The 15337-nt window shown below is 73.3% G+C and carries 14 protein-coding genes; 8 read left to right on the top strand and 6 right to left on the bottom strand.

The genetic code is table 11. The features are described 5' to 3' along the window. Positions 1–3: 3 nt before the first annotated feature. The 3 genes from FHX81_RS03465 to FHX81_RS03475 are packed head-to-tail and all read right to left on the bottom strand — an operon-like array spanning position 4 to position 2476. Positions 4–705: a response regulator gene (locus FHX81_RS03465; RefSeq protein ID WP_211363363.1), complete on the bottom strand. Its 702-nt coding sequence runs from the start codon at positions 703–705 to the stop codon at positions 4–6. Continuing rightward, the gene (locus tag FHX81_RS03470; RefSeq protein ID WP_141975166.1) at positions 702–1916 is read right to left on the bottom strand and encodes a sensor histidine kinase; all 1215 of its coding nucleotides are present in this window, start codon (positions 1914–1916) and stop codon (positions 702–704) included. Before FHX81_RS03470 ends, FHX81_RS03465 begins: the two co-directional genes overlap by 4 nt. Beyond that, positions 1916–2476: a hypothetical protein gene (locus FHX81_RS03475; protein ID WP_141975167.1), complete on the bottom strand. Its 561-nt coding sequence runs from the start codon at positions 2474–2476 to the stop codon at positions 1916–1918. Before FHX81_RS03475 ends, FHX81_RS03470 begins: the two co-directional genes overlap by 1 nt. Before the next feature lie 302 nt (positions 2477–2778). Here FHX81_RS03475 and FHX81_RS03480 point away from each other — a divergent pair, with 302 nt between their 5' ends. From FHX81_RS03480 to FHX81_RS03495, 4 genes are read left to right on the top strand one after another with little or no spacing between them, the layout of a single operon-like run. Then, on the top strand, positions 2779–3918 hold the full coding sequence (locus FHX81_RS03480; RefSeq protein WP_246107608.1) for a 3-deoxy-7-phosphoheptulonate synthase: 1140 nt from the start codon (positions 2779–2781) through the stop codon (positions 3916–3918). A gap of 13 nt (positions 3919–3931) precedes the next feature. Then, the gene (locus FHX81_RS03485) at positions 3932–4930 is read left to right on the top strand and encodes an FkbO/Hyg5 family chorismatase (protein ID WP_170231915.1); all 999 of its coding nucleotides are present in this window, start codon (positions 3932–3934) and stop codon (positions 4928–4930) included. A gap of 17 nt (positions 4931–4947) precedes the next feature. Beyond that, entirely contained in the window at positions 4948–6564 is a 1617-nt protein-coding gene (locus FHX81_RS03490) for a hypothetical protein (RefSeq protein WP_141975169.1), read from the top strand. A gap of 39 nt (positions 6565–6603) precedes the next feature. Then, the gene (locus FHX81_RS03495; RefSeq protein ID WP_141975170.1) at positions 6604–7107 is read left to right on the top strand and encodes a DoxX family protein; all 504 of its coding nucleotides are present in this window, start codon (positions 6604–6606) and stop codon (positions 7105–7107) included. Positions 7108–7173: 66 nt separating this feature from the next. Here FHX81_RS03495 and FHX81_RS03500 read toward each other — a convergent pair whose 3' ends face one another. From FHX81_RS03500 to FHX81_RS03510, 3 genes are all read right to left on the bottom strand, one after another. Beyond that, positions 7174–7500, bottom strand: a complete 327-nt coding sequence (locus FHX81_RS03500; protein ID WP_141975171.1) for a DUF1540 domain-containing protein — start codon at positions 7498–7500, stop codon at positions 7174–7176. A 179-nt stretch (positions 7501–7679) separates the two neighbouring features. Next, the gene (locus FHX81_RS03505; protein WP_141975172.1) at positions 7680–8540 is read right to left on the bottom strand and encodes a GNAT family N-acetyltransferase; all 861 of its coding nucleotides are present in this window, start codon (positions 8538–8540) and stop codon (positions 7680–7682) included. A gap of 49 nt (positions 8541–8589) precedes the next feature. Continuing rightward, positions 8590–10242, bottom strand: coding sequence for a cellulose binding domain-containing protein (locus FHX81_RS03510; protein ID WP_141975173.1), 1653 nt, complete (start codon positions 10240–10242; stop codon positions 8590–8592). 207 nt (positions 10243–10449) lie between these two features. Here FHX81_RS03510 and FHX81_RS03515 point away from each other — a divergent pair, with 207 nt between their 5' ends. The 4 genes from FHX81_RS03515 to FHX81_RS03530 all read left to right on the top strand — a co-directional run bounded on the left by FHX81_RS03515 (position 10450) and on the right by FHX81_RS03530 (position 15285). Beyond that, entirely contained in the window at positions 10450–11334 is an 885-nt protein-coding gene (locus FHX81_RS03515; protein WP_141975174.1) for a sigma-70 family RNA polymerase sigma factor, read from the top strand. Positions 11335–11443: 109 nt separating this feature from the next. After that, positions 11444–12817 carry a glycosyl hydrolase family 18 protein gene (locus FHX81_RS03520; protein WP_141975175.1) on the top strand — a complete coding sequence of 458 codons (1374 nt, stop codon included), beginning with the start codon at positions 11444–11446 and terminating at the stop codon, positions 12815–12817. Positions 12818–12900: 83 nt separating this feature from the next. After that, positions 12901–13845, top strand: coding sequence for a DNA polymerase domain-containing protein (locus FHX81_RS03525; RefSeq protein ID WP_141975176.1), 945 nt, complete (start codon positions 12901–12903; stop codon positions 13843–13845). 141 nt (positions 13846–13986) lie between these two features. After that, positions 13987–15285 (top strand): M28 family peptidase, encoded by a 1299-nt coding sequence (locus FHX81_RS03530; protein ID WP_141975177.1) that lies wholly within the window; start codon positions 13987–13989, stop codon positions 15283–15285. The last annotated feature ends 52 nt before the right edge of the window (positions 15286–15337 follow it).

Genomic DNA, 15337 nt, shown 5'->3' on the forward strand with positions numbered 1-15337 from the left:
CGGTCAGGACGGTCGGCCGGAGGGTGGCGGTGGGCTGCTGCCCGGTACGACCAGGCCGCTGTGGTAGGCGGCGGCGATGGCTTGGGAGCGGTCGCGCAGGCCCAGTTTCATCAGGATCCGGCCCAGGTGGGTCTTCACCGTCGCCTCGCCGACCACGAGGTGCGCGGCGATCTCCGGGTTCGACAGCCCGTGCGCCACGAGCACCAGCACCTCGCGCTCGCGCACGGTCAGCTCACCCATGTCCGCCGACGTCGGCATGTGGTGGCGCGGCCGGGCGGCGAACTCGCGGATCAGGCCCTTGGCGACGGTCGGGTCCAGCCACGCTTCGCCGGACGCCACCGTGCGCACCGCGTCCACCAGCTCGCGCGGTACCGCGTCCTTCAGCAGGAACCCGGAGGCGCCCGCCCGCAACGCCGCGTACACCGCCTCGTCCACGTGGTACGTCGTCAGGATGATGATCTTGGTGGCGTGGTCCTCGCCCTCGGGGTCGGCGTCGATGATCCGCCGGGTCGCCTCCACCCCGTCCACGCCGGGCATCCGCACGTCCATCAGCACCACGTCGGGGTGCAGCTCACCGGCCCGCGCCACGGCACCCGCGCCCTCGTCCGCCTCGGCCACCACCTCGATGTCCGGCTCGGCGTCCAGCAGCATCGCGAGCCCCGCCCGCACCAGCGGCTGGTCGTCCACCAGCATCACCCGGATCACCGGTGTTCCCGCACCGGTTCGCCCGCCGGACCGGTGACCGGCAGCACGGCCGTCACCCGGAACCCGCCCGGCGCCAGCGGTTGGGCCTCCAACCGCCCGCCCACGATCGCCAGCCGCTCCCGCAACCCGACCAGGCCGTGGTTCGTGGACACCGCCCACTCGGGCCGCCTGCCCCGGCCGTCGTCGGTCACCTCGACGGTCAGTTCGTCGGCCTCCCACCGCAGCCGCACGTCCACTTCCGCGCCCGGCCCCACGTGCTTGGTCACGTTCGTCAGCGCTTCCTGCACCACGCGGTACGCGGCCAGGTCCACGCTGGCCGCCAAGCGCCGCGGCTCGCCCTCCGCCCGCGTGTGGACCCGCACGCCGGCCGCGGAGACCGTGCCGACGAGGTGCTCGACGTCGGCCAGGCCGGGTTGCGGCCGGCCCGTCACCCCACCACCCGCTTCGTCGTCGTCGCTGAGCCGCAGCACGGTCAGCATCCGCCGCAGCTCGCCCATCGCCTGCTCGCCCGCTTCCTCGATGTGGCCGAGCGCGTCGCGGACGCGCACCGGGTCGCTGTCGAGCACCCGCCGCGCGCCCGCCGCCTGCAGCACCATCACGGTGACCGAGTGGGCCACGATGTCGTGCAGTTCGCGCGCGATGCGGGTCCGCTCGCCCATCACGGCCTCGTGCGCCTCGACCCGGCGGCGGAACTCCAGGTCCTCGGCGTGCTGGCGGCTCAGCCGGGCCCACCGCCCGCCGGCCCACACGCAGCCGTACACGAGCAGGTAGAACACCAGCGTGGCGTAGGTGGCGACCAGTCGGGCCTCGGGCGGCCGGGACGCGGCCTCCCGCAGCCCGGCCAGCACGGCGAGCACGCCGCACGCCAGCAGCGCGCCCGCCGAGACCTTCCGCTCGCTCCGCAGCGCCACGGTGAACAGCGCCACGCACGGGGTGGCGGTCGGCTGGAACTCCTGCTCGCTGGTCGGCGTCACGAGCACCGCCCAGACCCAGATGACGCCGAACACCAGCACCGGGTACCTGCGGCGCACCAGCAGCGCCGTGAAGCCGATCGCGACCAGGGCGACGAAGACCCACATCCCCGCGCCCTCGGGTTTGCGGCTGCTGACCGCGGAGAACAGGAACACGTCCACCACGGCGGCCGACGCCGCCAGGGCGGTGTCGACCGCCGTGGCACGGGACAACCGCGGTGGCCGTCCCCCACGGTCCATCAGGCCGTCCCCTTCCGGCACGTGGGCAGCAGGTCGCACGGGTCGCCGGGCACGATGCCGTCCTCGGGTTCCTCGAACTCGGGCCTGCGCTGCGCGGCCTCGACCTCGGGCACCCGGCCGAGCAGTTCCGGCGTGACCGCGTCACGGGAGCCGGGCTCGACGGCCCCCAGGGACTCCAGCGCCGCCCACAGGTCGGCGTCGTGCTCCTTGAGCGCCTCCTCCAACCGGCTCTCGGTGAACTCGCCGACGGTCGGCTCGTGCCGCGAGTCGTTCGCCATCCGGATCGTCGCGAACCGGCGGCCCTGCCCGCCGGGCAGCAGGCAGAACGTGACCCGTTCGGCGACCAGCCGCTCGACCCGGCCGCCCTCGCCCAGCGGCAGCGGCAGCACGAGCAGGTCGATGCCCTCGGTGGCCTCGGCGATGCCGTCGGTCGCGGCGGGCACGAGCACCACGCCCGGTTCGGCGAGCAACCCGGTGGCCAGGTGGCCTTCCCGGGGTTTCTCCTCGAATCCGTGCGCCTGCACCGACACCACCAGCCGCACGGTGGAACTGGACGTCATATTCCCTCCCCTTGTCACGCGATCCCCGCGTTCGCCGCGCGCCCATTTCCGCGCGTCCGGAACAATGGGACCACCCCCTTCCGGATCTATCGTCCCCCCCGCGTCGGAGCTTGACGATCCCCCTGCCGGTTTACCTCGATCGGGCGACGCAGCACGGGAAAGCGCAGGCGGTGAATCCGCCCCGGGACCGACGAAAAGCCTCCCCCGATTCAGCAGTATTGCTCTCGAAAGCAGTGGGAGAAACCGGATCAACGGAGGCGCGAGTGTCCAGCGAGCCCGTTACGCGCAGCCACGCCAGGCTCTTGTCCGAATGGGAGACGGCGCACTGGAAATCGCTGCCGGCCGCGCAGCAGCCGTCGTGGTCGGACCGCCGGGCGCGGGCGATGCGGGCCCGGCTCGCGCGGTGGGACGGCCTGGTGTCGCCGGTCGAGGTGGGGTCGCTGCGGTCGGAGCTGGCCGAGGTGGCGGCCGGGCGGGGGCTGGTCGTGCAGGCCGGCGACTGCGCCGAGCCGTTCGCCGAGTGCGGTCCGCGGCACGTGACGCCGAAGGCCGCGCTGGTCGACCGGCTGGCCACGGCCCTGGGCGGCGGGCTGCCGGTGGTGCGGGTGGGCCGGATGGCGGGGCAGTTCGCCAAGCCGCGCTCGCAGCCGACGGAGGTCGTCAAGGGCGTCGAGCTGCCGGTGTACCGGGGTGACCTGGTCAACGCGCCGCAGCCGCACGTGCTGGCGCGGCAGCCGGACCCGGCCCGGCTCGTCGCGGGCTACCACGCGGCGCGGTGGGTGACGGAGCTGCTGCGCCACCACCACCCGTGGCTGCGGACCAGCCACGAGGCGCTGGTGCTGGACTACGAGCTGCCGCTGGTGCGGCGGGACGAACGGGGCGTCCCGCTGCTGACCTCGACGCACTGGCCGTGGATCGGCGACCGGACGCGGCACGTGGACGGCGCGCACGTGCGGCTGCTGGCGTCGGTGGCGAACCCGGTCGCCTGCAAGGTCGGCCCGGGCATGCGGCCGCAGGAGCTGCGGGAGCTGTGCGCGCGGCTGGACCCGGAGCGGGAGCCGGGTCGGCTGACGCTGATCGCCCGCCTCGGCGCGGACCGGGTGGCCGGTCTGCTGCCGCCGCTGGTGGCGGCGGTCCGCGCGGCGGGCCACCCGGTGATCTGGCTGTGCGACCCGATGCACGGCAACACGGTCACCGACGCGCGGGGGCGCAAGACACGACTGGTCGACACGGTCGTCCGCGAGGTCGCGGGCTTCCTGGCGGCCGTGCACGACGCCGGCGGGGTGGCCGGCGGCCTGCACCTGGAGACGACGCCGGACGAGGTCGAGGAGTGCGGTTGGGACGGGTTCCCGACCGGCTCGTACGAGAGCCTCTGCGACCCCCGGCTCAATCCCGGACAGGCGCTCGCCGTGGTCGCGGCGTGGCGCGCTGTCCACCACTAGAGGGGGAAAACCATTGCGTGGCAACGTTATCGTGACGCCGCCGAGCACGTTCCGGTCGGCGGAGGACTTCGCCGACCTGGCGGGCGACACCGTGCTGGGCGCCGTCCGCTTCTCCACCGCGGGCGGTCCGCCGCGGTGGGAGCACGGCCTGCCGGTCCTCCCGCTGCACATGGTGCGGCCGGGTGAGGCCGAGGTCGTGGAGGTCTGGCACACCGACGGCGACGTGGTGCGGACCGGAGAGCACGAGGGGCTGCTCTACGCGCACGACGGCGAGGTGCTGTTCTGCGCCGGGTGGATCGGGCCGTCGGCGGACTGCGGTGAGGCGGCGCGCCAGGCGTACCTGGCGGCGTTCGAGCTGGTCGAGGGCCTGGGCTACCGCAACGTGGTCCGCATGTGGAACATGCTCGAAGGCATCACCGACCGCAGCGCGCGCGGCACCGAGGTGTACCGGGACTTCTGCGTCGGCCGGGGCAAGGCGTTCGACGAGCGCGGGCACGCCATGCCGGCGTCCACGGGGATCGGCTCGCTGGGCGGCGGTGTCGCGTTCTACTTCCTGGCGCACCGGTCGCACGAGGCCGTGCACCTGGAGAACCCGTTGCAGGTGCCCGCGCACGAGTACCCGCCGCAGTACGGGCCGAGGCCGCCGAGCTTCGCGCGGGCGACGTACGTGCGGCCGGAGCAGGGCCGGGGTTCGCTGTACGTGTCGGGGACCGCGAGCATCCTCGACCACGCCACGGTCGCAGCCGGCGACGTGGCCCGCCAGGTCCAGGTGACGCTGGCCAACATCGCCGCCCTCATCGGCGCGGACAACCTCGCCCGGCACGGGATCGACGGCGGTTACCGCCTCGACGACCTGCGGGCGGTCAAGGTCTACGTCAAGCGCCCCGAGGACGTGCCGATCGTGACGCGGCTGTGCCGCGACGAGTTCTCCCGGCGCGCGGAGGTCGCGGTGTTCACCGTCGACGTCTGCCGTCCGGACCTGCTGGTGGAGATCGAAGGGATGACCCCGTGAACCGAGAGGGACGACAGATGCCGAACACGTCGGTCTTGGCCGAACCCGCCGCCGTCAAGATCCTGATGGTGACCGACAGCACGGCGAGCTTCGACCGGGCCGACTTCGGCCTGGCCACGCTCGTGGACGTGCTGGAGGCGCCGCCCGGGCCGTGGGTCCGGTTCGAGGTGACGAAGGCGCACCGCGAGGCCAACCTGCCCGCGTTGACCGCCGACCTCCCCGCGTTCCGGTTCGACGAGCACGACCTGGCCCAGTACGACCAGATCTGGCTGTTCGGCGTGGCCCGCGCGCCGCGGCCGCCGCTGGACCAGACCGAGTTGCGGGCGTTGGCCGAGTTCATGGACGGCGGTGGCGGCGTGTTCGCCACCGGCGACCACGAGGACCTGGGCGTGTCCCTGTGCGGCGACCTGCCGCGGGTGCGCAGCATGCGCAGGTGGCACTGGCCCGAGCCCGGCCCGAACGGCGAGCCGGTCGCGCCGTCGATCGACGGTCCCGACCGCAACGACACGCTGTCGGAGGGCCACGACCCGCTGTTCCAGCTCAACGACCAGTCCGACGACATCCCCCAGGTCATCACGCCCCGGATGTACGCCACGTCGGACTCGCCGAAGTGGGCGCACCAGGCCTACCCGCACCCGCTGCTGTGCGGTCCGCGCGGCACGATCCGCGTGCTGCCGGACCACCCGCACGAGGGCGAGTGCTACGTGCCCGACGACCTGACGAGGTCGTTCACCTTCGACGGGTACGAGATGACCGAGTACCCGGCGGGGCTCGCGCCCGAGGTCGTGGCGTGGTCCACCATCAACGCCCGGGCCGCGGCGCTGGACCCGCGCAAGGGGCGGCTGGACGCGAGCACGTTCGGCGCGATCGGCGCCTACGACGGGCACCAGGTCGGCGTGGGCCGGGTGTCGGTGGACGCCACGTGGCACCACTTCTTCAACGTCAACCTGGTCGGCGACCCGACCGTGCCGGAGGACCCGGTCAAGAGCGTCGGGTTCGCCGCGTCGGCGTCGGGCCGGGCCGCGTACGAGGAGATCAAGGCCTACTACCGCAACATCGCGGTGTGGCTGGCCCGGCCGGCGACCCAGGAGGCGATGTGGTGGCGCGCGGTGTGGGCGACGCGCTGGCACCACCAGGTCGCGATGGACCTGCGGCCGGCGCTGATGGGCGCACCGGAGCGGCTGGACCTGGCCGAGCTGCTGCGCATCGGCACCGACGTGCGCCAGGTGCTGACGGCCACCGTGACCAAGGCGGACACCCTGCAGTGGGCGGGCAGGTACGGCGTGGGCGCGGTCGACGCGGGCCTGTGGGAGACCGTCCGGCCGCACCTGGACCCGTGGCGACCGCGGGCCGGTGACGAGGAGGCGGGACACCTGCCGAACCTGGTGCTGTCACTGCTGCCGGAGCTGGTGCTGGACGCGGTGCTCGGCGCGGTGGTGTACGCGGTGGCCTCGGCGTTCCCGGAGCCGACCCCGGACGCCCGCGACCGGGCGGGCGCCGTCGACTGGGCGGCCACGGTGCGCCCGCACCTGGACCGGGCGCTCGACGTGGTCGCCGAACAGGTGCAGCGGACCGACGCGCGGTTGCGGTCGCTGGGGGACACGCTCGCGACCGCCCGCCGGTCCGGCGACTGATCCCGGCCGACACGGTCGACCGACGAGGGGGGAGAAACGATGAGCACGGAAACGACCGGGCCGCCGGGCACCGATCGGGCGCGGCCCGCCGAGCCGTCGCGCACGGCGTGGTCCCGCGCGGCGCGGTCCGCGGCACGCGCGGTGGACGCCGTGCTGGAGCGGAGCGTTCCGCTGCTGCGGATCGCCCTGGGCGTGGTGTTCCTGTGGTTCGGGGTGCTGAAGGTCGCCGGCACGTCACCGGTGCGCGACCTGGTCGCGGACACGGTGCCGTTCCTGCCCGCGCCCTGGCTCGTGCCCGCGGTGGGCGCGTTCGAGGTGCTGGCCGGGATGGCGCTGGTCGTGGGCGTCGCGGTGCGGCCGGTGGCGGCGCTGACGGCGCTGCACCTGCTCGGCACGTTCCTCGTGCTGGTGGTGCAGCCGGCGCTGGCGTTCCGCCACGGCAACCCGTTGCTGCTCAGCGTCACCGGTGAGTTCGTGCTGAAGAACCTGGTGCTGCTGGCCGCCGCGCTCGTGGTGGCGCGGCAGCACCACCGACGGCGCTGAGGACGCCGTCCCGCCCGCCGGCCGGTCAGCTCTGAGGGGTGCTGACCGGCCGGCGGCGGTCGTACCTCAGGACGTGGCCGGGCTCGACGCGTCGGTCGCCCGGGTGTAGGTCAGGCAGTTGGCGGCGTGGTCGCCCTGGCCGGGCCCGACGCGCACACCGGAGGCCGTGCACTCCAACTGGGAGTTGTGCACGCAGTCGGTGCGCGAGCACGCGCCGACCTGGGCGACGACCTTCGGCAGCCCGCCCTTGCGGGCGAGCGGGATGAACGTCCCGCAATCGGCGGCACCGTTCGCACCGCTCACGGTGATCGCGAAAGCGTGGCAACCATCGTGGTTGTAGGAACAACCCGTGACGGTGCACTCGCTGACGGCCGGCATTTCCGTGGTGGTCATGACCGCTCCTCTGGGCAGCAGTTTCGCTGCCCGGGACGTTGCCACCGAACACGGCACCCCGCAACACGAAAACAATGAGGCGAGCCTAACCTAAAAGCCGGATAGCGTTTCGGATCGATACCCGGAAATACGATTCACGGTGAGCGCGACCGACGATCGGTCACCGGTGCCGACCCGCGTCACGCCCGGCACCGGTCCCGGATCTCGGGCCCCGCCTCGAAGCCCGCCGACCGGTAGGTGGCGACCGCGCCGACGTTCGAACTCGGGGTGCAGACCAGCGCGCTCGACGAACCCAGCTCCCGCAGCGCGGCCGCCGCGGCCAGGGTGATCGCCCGGCCGTGACCACGACCCCGGTGAGCGGAGTGCACACCCATCGGTTCGAGCAACCCGGGCCGGCCAGGACCCGCCGACCACACCGTCACCGCCGCCACCGCCTCGCCACCGTCGTACGCGACCAGGCACCGCGCGTCGGCGTACGGCGACCCGGCCGCCATCGCCCGCCAGGCCTGTTCGGTGAACGTCGACCGGTCGAACGACGCCCGCTGCACGGCCGCCCGCACACCCGCGCGCTCCGGACCGACCACCTCGATCCGCACGCCCGGCTCCGCCACCGGCCCCGCCAGGTCGCGGCGCAGCGGCGTCCACGGCTCACCGGCGTGCCAGCCGCGCTCGACCAGCAGGTCCCGCACGAGCGCGCCCGTCGGCGCCTCCACCGCGACCGCGCCCGCGGGCAGCACACCGCGTTCCGGCGCGCCCACGTCCTCGGCCAACCGCCGCGCCAGCTCCTCGTCCCGCCGCACGTCCGGCGCGGTCGTCAACCGGACCAGCCCGGGACCGTCCAGCAGCCCCACGGCGAGCACCCGGCCGCCCCGGCTCCAGGTCCGCACCGCCGCGGCCGTCGCCCCCGCGCCGAACCGCCAGAACCAGCCCAGGTCACCGGGGTGCAGGTGCGGCGGCGCGCCGTCGTGCTGCCACTCCCGCAACGCGCCGACGGCCGCGCCCAACCCGTCCACACCCGGCTCGCCCGACGCAATCGCCATGCGCCCGATCACACACCACCGGGCGGACCGACCGCACCCGCATTTCCCCTCACGGCGTCACGGCGATGTTGGTCAGACCGCTCACCGCCCGCGTCACCGTGTTCGACGCGTGCACGACGTTCGGCGTACCCGCGCACTTCGACGTGGACGTGATCCGGATGGCGTACTGCCCCACACCGCCGAGGTCGGACCGGTTGTCCCGCCACACGTTCCCGCAGCCGTTGGCGAACGACGGCGTCGTGGCCGGGTTGTGCGTCTCGTAGCCGTTGGCGAACACGCCGGGCGCGGCGAACGTGCCGGTGTTGCCCTCGACCAGGTAACCGGTCCCCTTCACGTCGACCCACGAGTCCGCCGAGTTCTGCCCCGAGATGCCGGACCCGTCGAAGGTGTTGCCCCGGATCACGCCGCCGGACGTGCCCTCCTTCACGTCGACGTGCTCCGCCGTGACGCCCGGCCCGATGCGGTTGCCCACCACCTGCACCCGGTCACCGCGATCCACACCACCGGAGTTGCCGTGGCAGTCCCAGTTCGAGGCGGCCGATCCGATGTAGACCGCCTCCCCGTACCCCGGCTGCACCAGCCCCGTGTGGCTGATCGTCGAGTCGCGCAGGACGCTGTCGGCCGACGAGCGCCGGAAGTGCACGGCCTCCTCGTCCACGTGGTGCACCCGCACCCGGTCGATCACGGTGTGGTGCGAGTTGTCCGCGACGATGCCCTTCTTCGACTCCCGCACGGTGAACCCGGCCAGGTTCCAGTGCGGCGCGTCGTGCAGCCACAACCCGTAGCCGGGGTCCCAGCCGGGCGTCGGCACCGGGCAGCCCGGCCCGGCACCCGACGGCCCGTCGTTGACCAGCACCGCGTCCACCGGACCGGTGAGCGTGACCGGAGCCGCGGCCGTGCCCGGTCGGGTGATCGCGAACGCGCCCCGGTACACACCCGCCGCCATCCGGATGGTCTGCCCCGGCACGGCCGAGGCGAGCGCCGCTTGCAGGTGCGCCGCGGTGGAGACGTCCACGACGGACCCGCCGGCGCCGGTCGTGGCGGTCACCCCGGCGCTCGGGCCCGAGGCGTTGCCCGCCGCGTCACGCGCCCGCACGGAGAACGCGTACGCCGTGCTCGGCAGCAGACCGGCGACGGTCGCGGCGGTCGCGGACGTCGACGCGACCACCGTCGTGCCGCGCAGCACCTCGTAGGCCGTCACACCCACGTCGTCGGTCGACGCGTCCCACGCCAACGACACCGACCCGGCCGTCACCCCCGTCACCCGCACCCCACCCGGCACGGTGGGCGCGGACGTGTCCGGCGCGGGACCACCGCCGTCGCACGGCACGCCGTCCACCGTGCAGCCGGTCGGCAGGCCGAGACCCGTGACGGTGAACCCGAAGCTCACCGTGCCGCCGGGCCGCACGCGCCCGTTGAACCCCGCGTCGGCGAACCGGTGGCGCTGCCCGTCCCGGGTCAGCACCGAGTTCCACGCGTTGGTCACCGACGACCCCGGCGGCAGGTCGAACTCCACCACCCAGCCGCTGCTCTCCGCGTCACCGGAGTTGGTCAGCACCACCCGACCGCCGTACCCCGTGCTCCACACCGACGACTGGCTGAACGCCGCGGACAGCTCCGCCGCGGCCGCCCGCGCCGGCGACCACGCCACGCCGACCGCGCACACCACCGCGAGGCACAGCGCCGACACCCGTCTCCTCATGCCGAACCCTTCGCCGAGGCCGGGGGTGTCGCGGCCCACCCCGGGGACGCGCTCTTTATAGGCCTCGCCCCGACAGGCGGTCAACGAATTCCCCGCAGCGGTTCACAGAGGTGAAATGGGGAACTTCCCGGGGTCCGCGCAGACTTGTCCCGTCACCTTCCACCCGTCCACGTCGTCTACCCGGTGTCGGCGAGCGGAAGGGGACCGATGCACGACGAGCTGGCGGACCGGTTCGAGGCGCACCGCGCGGACCTGCGCGCGGTCGCCCACCGGATGCTGGGCTCCGCGGCCGAGGCCGAGGACGCCGTGCAGGAGACCTGGTTGCGGCTGTGCCGGGTGGACGCCGACGAGGTCGACAACCTCGCCGCCTGGCTGCGCACCGTCGTCTCCCGCGTGTGCCTGGACGCGCTGCGCCGCCGCCGCACGCGCCGCGAGGACACCGTCGACCACGTCCCCGACACGCCCGCCGACGACGACCCCGAGTTCGAGGCGCTGCTCGCCGACTCGATCGGCCGGGCGCTCCTGGTCGTCCTCGACACCCTCACGCCCGCCGAACGGATCGCGTTCGTCCTGCACGACACGTTCGCCGTGCCGTTCGACCGGATCGCGCCGATCCTCGGCCGCAGCAGCGCCACCACCAAGAAGCTCGCCAGCCGCGCCCGGCACAAGGTCCGCGGCACCTCTCAGCTCCCGCCGGCCGAGCTGACCCGCCAGCGGCACGTCGTGGACGCGTTCCTCACCGCCGCCCGCGCCGGCGACTTCGACGCCCTGCTCACCGTGCTCGACCCCGACGTGGTCCGCCGCGCCGACCCCGCCGCCCTGCCGCCCGGCGCGGCCGTCGAGGTCCGCGGCGCGCACGCCGTCGCCACCGAGACCGTCCTGCTCACCGCGAACGCCCGGCACGCGGCACCGGCCCTCGTGGACGGACGCGTCGGCATCGTCGTCGCACCCGGCGGGCGGCTCCGGCTCGTCCTCGCCGTCACCGTCCGGGACGACCGGATCGCCGCCTACGAGGTCATCGCCGATCCCGGCCGGTTGCGCCGGCTCACCCTCTCCGTCGACTTTTATCGTGACTTGAATCAAGGGCGCTAGTAAGGTCGGCCGCGGCTGCCAGTCCCCGCCGAGCGCCCACGCGAAACCCCGCCGCACGCACGCGGGCGCAAAGCCACGGGCACCCGTTCCCTGCGAAAGGACCACGTCCATGCAGTCCCCCGCACGATCACGGTGGGGCGCCGCGGGCCTCGCCCTCGCCACCGCCGCGGCCGGCCTCGCGGTGACCGTCGCCGCCGCACCGGCCGCCCAGGCCACCACCCTGCCCAACGGCTTCAAGAGCGTCGGCTACCTGCCGTCCTGGGCGGGCAGCGTGAACGCCGTCCAGTACACCAAGCTCACCCACATCAACTACGCGTTCGCCCTGCCCAACCCGAACGGCACGCTCCAGGCCATCCCCGACCCCGGCAAGCTCTCGTCCCTGGTCACCCTGGCCCACAACAACGGCGTGCGCGTCTCGCTCGCCATCGGCGGCTGGAACGACGGCAACGACTCGGCGTTCGAGGCCCTCGCCGCCAACGCCACCAGCCGCACCACGTTCGTCAACAGCGTCGTCAACGCCGTGAACCAGTACAACCTCGACGGCGTCGACATCGACTGGGAATACCCCGACCCCGGCGCGTCCGCGACCAACTTCACCGCCCTCATGGGACAGCTCAGCACCGCCATGCACAGCCGCGGCAAGCTCCTCACCGCCGCCGTCGTCTCCGGCGGCGGCACCGCGGAAGGCGTCCAGACCGCCGTGTTCGGCCACGTCGACTGGCTCAACATCATGGCCTACGACGGCGGCAGCCCCCACGCCAACTACGACTGGTCCATCGGCACCGTCAACTACTGGAAGTCGCGCGGCCTGCCCGCCGCCAAGGCCGTGCTCGGCGTGCCGTTCTACAGCCGGCCGACCTACTACACCTACGCGCAACTGGTCGCCATGGACCCGGCCAACGCCAACCGCGACTGCGTCACCGTCAGCGGCGTGCAGCAGTGCTACAACGGCGTACCCACGATCAAGCGCAAGACCCAGTGGGCCGTGGCCAACGCGGGCGGCGTGATGAACTGGGAGCTGTCGCAGGACACCACCGGCAGCACCTCCCTGGTCAGCGCCATCTACGACACCGTCATGGGCGGCACCACCCCGCCCGGCCGCACCGGCCCCATCACCGGCATCGCGGGCAAGTGCGTCGACGTGGCCGGTGCCGCCACGGCCAACGGCACCGCCGTGCAGCTGTGGACGTGCAACGGCACCGCCGCGCAGAGCTGGACCGTCGCCTCCGACGGCTCGCTGCGCGCCCTCGGCAAGTGCATGGACGTCTCCGGCGCGGGCACCGCCAACGGCACCGTCGTCCAGCTGTGGGACTGCAACGGCACGGGCGCGCAGAAGTGGCAGGCCGCCTCCGACGGCACCCTGCGCAACCCCGCCTCGGGCCGCTGCCTCGACGCCACCGGCCCCAGCTCGGCCGACGGCACCCGGCTGCAGATCTGGGACTGCTTCGCGGCGTCCAACCAGGTCTGGCGGCTCCCCGCCTGATCACCGCCGGCACGGCCCGCTCCCGGTGCGAGCGGGCCGTGCCCCGGCTTGCCCGCGGCACCGCCAACCGCAAGGGTGGTGCGATGGGTGAAGAGCGGGACGGCGTGGCGCTGACCAACCTCGACCAGCCGTTGTTCGACGGCGCCGACGCGACCAAGGGCGACCTCGTCGACTACCTCGACGCGGTGGCGGACCGGATCATCCCCGGCCTGGCGGGTCGACCGCTGTCGGTCGTGCGGGTGCGGCCGGGCCAGGAGCCGTTCACGCAGAAGAACCTGCCCAAGTACACGCCGCCGTGGGTGCGCTCGGTGTCACTGTGGGCGGAGACGTCCAAGCGGGAGATCCGGTACGCGCTGTGCGAGGACCGGCGCACGCTGCTGTGGTTCGCCAACCAGCGCGCGGTGGAGTACCACGTGACACTGGCGCCCGCCGACGCGTTCGACCGGCCCGACCACCTGGTGCTCGACCTCGACCCGCCGGAGGGCGCGGGGTTCGACGTGGTCGTGGCGGCGGCGAAGCTGGTGCGGCGGGCGTTGGCCGACGACGGGCTCTCGGGCGTGGTGAAGACCAGCGGTTCCAAGGGCGTGCACGTGTTCGTGCCGGTGACCGGCGTCGACCACGACGTGGCCGCCGCGACCCGGGCGTTGGCGGCACGGGCCGAACGGCTCGACCTGGAGCTGGCGACCACCGCGTTCATCAAGGACGACCGGGGCGGCCGGGTGTTCCTCGACTCGACGCGGGCCTACGGCGCGACCGTGGCCGCCGCCTACAGCCCCCGCATCCGGCCGGGCGCCACCGTGTCGTTCCCGGTCGGCTGGGACGACCTCGACTCCGTGACGCCGGCCGACTTCACCGTGCGGACCGCGCCCGCGCTGCTCGGCGACGACGACCCGTGGCACTCGCGGATGCCCGCACCGCAGGAGCTGCCCGAGGACCTGGTGGCCGAGGGGCACACCATCCCGGTGGCCCGCGTCCAGGCCATGCACGAGGGCAAGCGCCGGGCACGCGCCCAGCGCGCCCGACAGTGACATTTGGTCAGCACTGAAATTATCGAGGTTGTAAAACTCACTGGTCTGCGTCCGATCGCGCCACGACGAAAGTCGCTACCGCGGTGGTGTCGCAGCACGCACGCTCGGCATGGCTTTCCCTAACACCCTGCGGAGGCAGCCATGTCCTTGCGAAGGACGACGACCGCGGCGAGCGCCCTGTTGCTCGCCGCGGCCCTGCTCAGCCCACCGGTCGCGACCGCGGCCCCGGTGGGCGCGGTGGCCGTGCCGGACATCCCGGTGGCCAACGTCCAGGCGCACCTGAACGACCTGCAGACCATCGCGACCAACAACGGCGGCAACCGGGCGCACGGCCGACCCGGCTACCTGGCGTCGGTCAACCACGTCAAGGCGAAGCTCGACGCGGCCGGGTACCAGACGTCCGTGCAGCAGTTCACCAGCAGCGGCGCGACCGGGTACAACCTGATCGCGGACTGGCCGGGCGGCGACCCGAACGACGTGCTGATGCTCGGCGGGCACCTCGACAGCGTCAGCGCCGGTCCGGGCATCAACGACAACGGCACCGGCTCGGCCGGCCTGCTGGAGGTCGCGCTGACCGTGGCGCGGCAGAGCTTCGCGCCGCGCAAGCACATCCGGTTCGGGTGGTGGGGTGCGGAAGAGCTCGGCCTGATCGGCTCGACCTACTACGTGAACAACCTGCCGACGACCGAGCGGTCGAGGATCAAGGCTTACCTGAACTTCGACATGATCGGCTCGCCGAACCCTGGTTACTTCGTCTACAGCGCCTCCGGTCAGCCGACCGGGTCGCTCGAGCTGCAGCAGACGTTGCAGGCGGGCTTCAGCGTGCCGACCGAGCTGACCTCGGTGGGTGGGCGGTCCGACCACGCGGCGTTCGCGCGGGCGGGCATCCCGGTCGGCGGCACGTTCACCGGCGCGGAGACCACCAAGACCTCGGCGCAGGCGCAGAAGTGGGGCGGCACGGCGGGCGTCGCGTTCGACCGCTGCTACCACCGCTCGTGCGACACGACCAGCAACGTCGACGTCACCGCGTTGGACCGCAACAGCGACGCCATCGCCTACGCGCTGTGGACGCTGGCCGGTTCGGGCGGCACCCCGCCGGGTCCGCGGTTCGAGAACCTCACCGACGTGACGATCCCCGACCTGAGCACGGTCGAGAGCCCGATCACGGTGTCCGGCGTGGCGGGCAACGCGCCGTCGGCGCTGGCGGTGGGCGTGGACATCACCCACACCTACCGGGGTGACCTGGTGATCGACCTGATCGCGCCGGACGGCTCGGCGTACCGGGTGAAGAGCTCCAGCAGCGACAGCGGGGACAACGTCGTGACGACGTACACGGTGAACGCGTCCGCCGAGGTCGCCAACGGCACGTGGAAGCTGCGCGTGCAGGACGTCGCGTCCGCGGACACCGGTCGGATCAACGGCTGGTCCCTGCAGTTCTGACGCGCGCCGGGCGGCGGTGGAGCACCCCGCACTCCCCCGCCGCCCGGTGTTC

Origin of the sequence: Saccharothrix saharensis (genome assembly GCF_006716745.1) — a bacterium.
Taxonomy (GTDB): Bacteria; Actinomycetota; Actinomycetes; order Mycobacteriales; family Pseudonocardiaceae; genus Actinosynnema; species Actinosynnema saharense.

Coding starts and splice junctions, on each gene's coding strand:
- FHX81_RS03475 (WP_141975167.1), bottom strand. CDS start 2,476: ATGACGTCCAGTTCCACCGTGCGGCTGGTGGTGTCGGTGCAGGCGCAC.
- FHX81_RS03505 (WP_141975172.1), bottom strand. CDS start 8,540: ATGGCGATTGCGTCGGGCGAGCCGGGTGTGGACGGGTTGGGCGCGGCC.
- FHX81_RS03470 (WP_141975166.1), bottom strand. CDS start 1,916: ATGGACCGTGGGGGACGGCCACCGCGGTTGTCCCGTGCCACGGCGGTC.
- FHX81_RS03510 (WP_141975173.1), bottom strand. CDS start 10,242: ATGAGGAGACGGGTGTCGGCGCTGTGCCTCGCGGTGGTGTGCGCGGTC.
- FHX81_RS03525 (WP_141975176.1), top strand. CDS start 12,901: ATGGGTGAAGAGCGGGACGGCGTGGCGCTGACCAACCTCGACCAGCCG.
- FHX81_RS03495 (WP_141975170.1), top strand. CDS start 6,604: ATGAGCACGGAAACGACCGGGCCGCCGGGCACCGATCGGGCGCGGCCC.
- FHX81_RS03490 (WP_141975169.1), top strand. CDS start 4,948: ATGCCGAACACGTCGGTCTTGGCCGAACCCGCCGCCGTCAAGATCCTG.
- FHX81_RS03530 (WP_141975177.1), top strand. CDS start 13,987: ATGTCCTTGCGAAGGACGACGACCGCGGCGAGCGCCCTGTTGCTCGCC.
- FHX81_RS03515 (WP_141975174.1), top strand. CDS start 10,450: ATGCACGACGAGCTGGCGGACCGGTTCGAGGCGCACCGCGCGGACCTG.
- FHX81_RS03520 (WP_141975175.1), top strand. CDS start 11,444: ATGCAGTCCCCCGCACGATCACGGTGGGGCGCCGCGGGCCTCGCCCTC.
- FHX81_RS03500 (WP_141975171.1), bottom strand. CDS start 7,500: ATGACCACCACGGAAATGCCGGCCGTCAGCGAGTGCACCGTCACGGGT.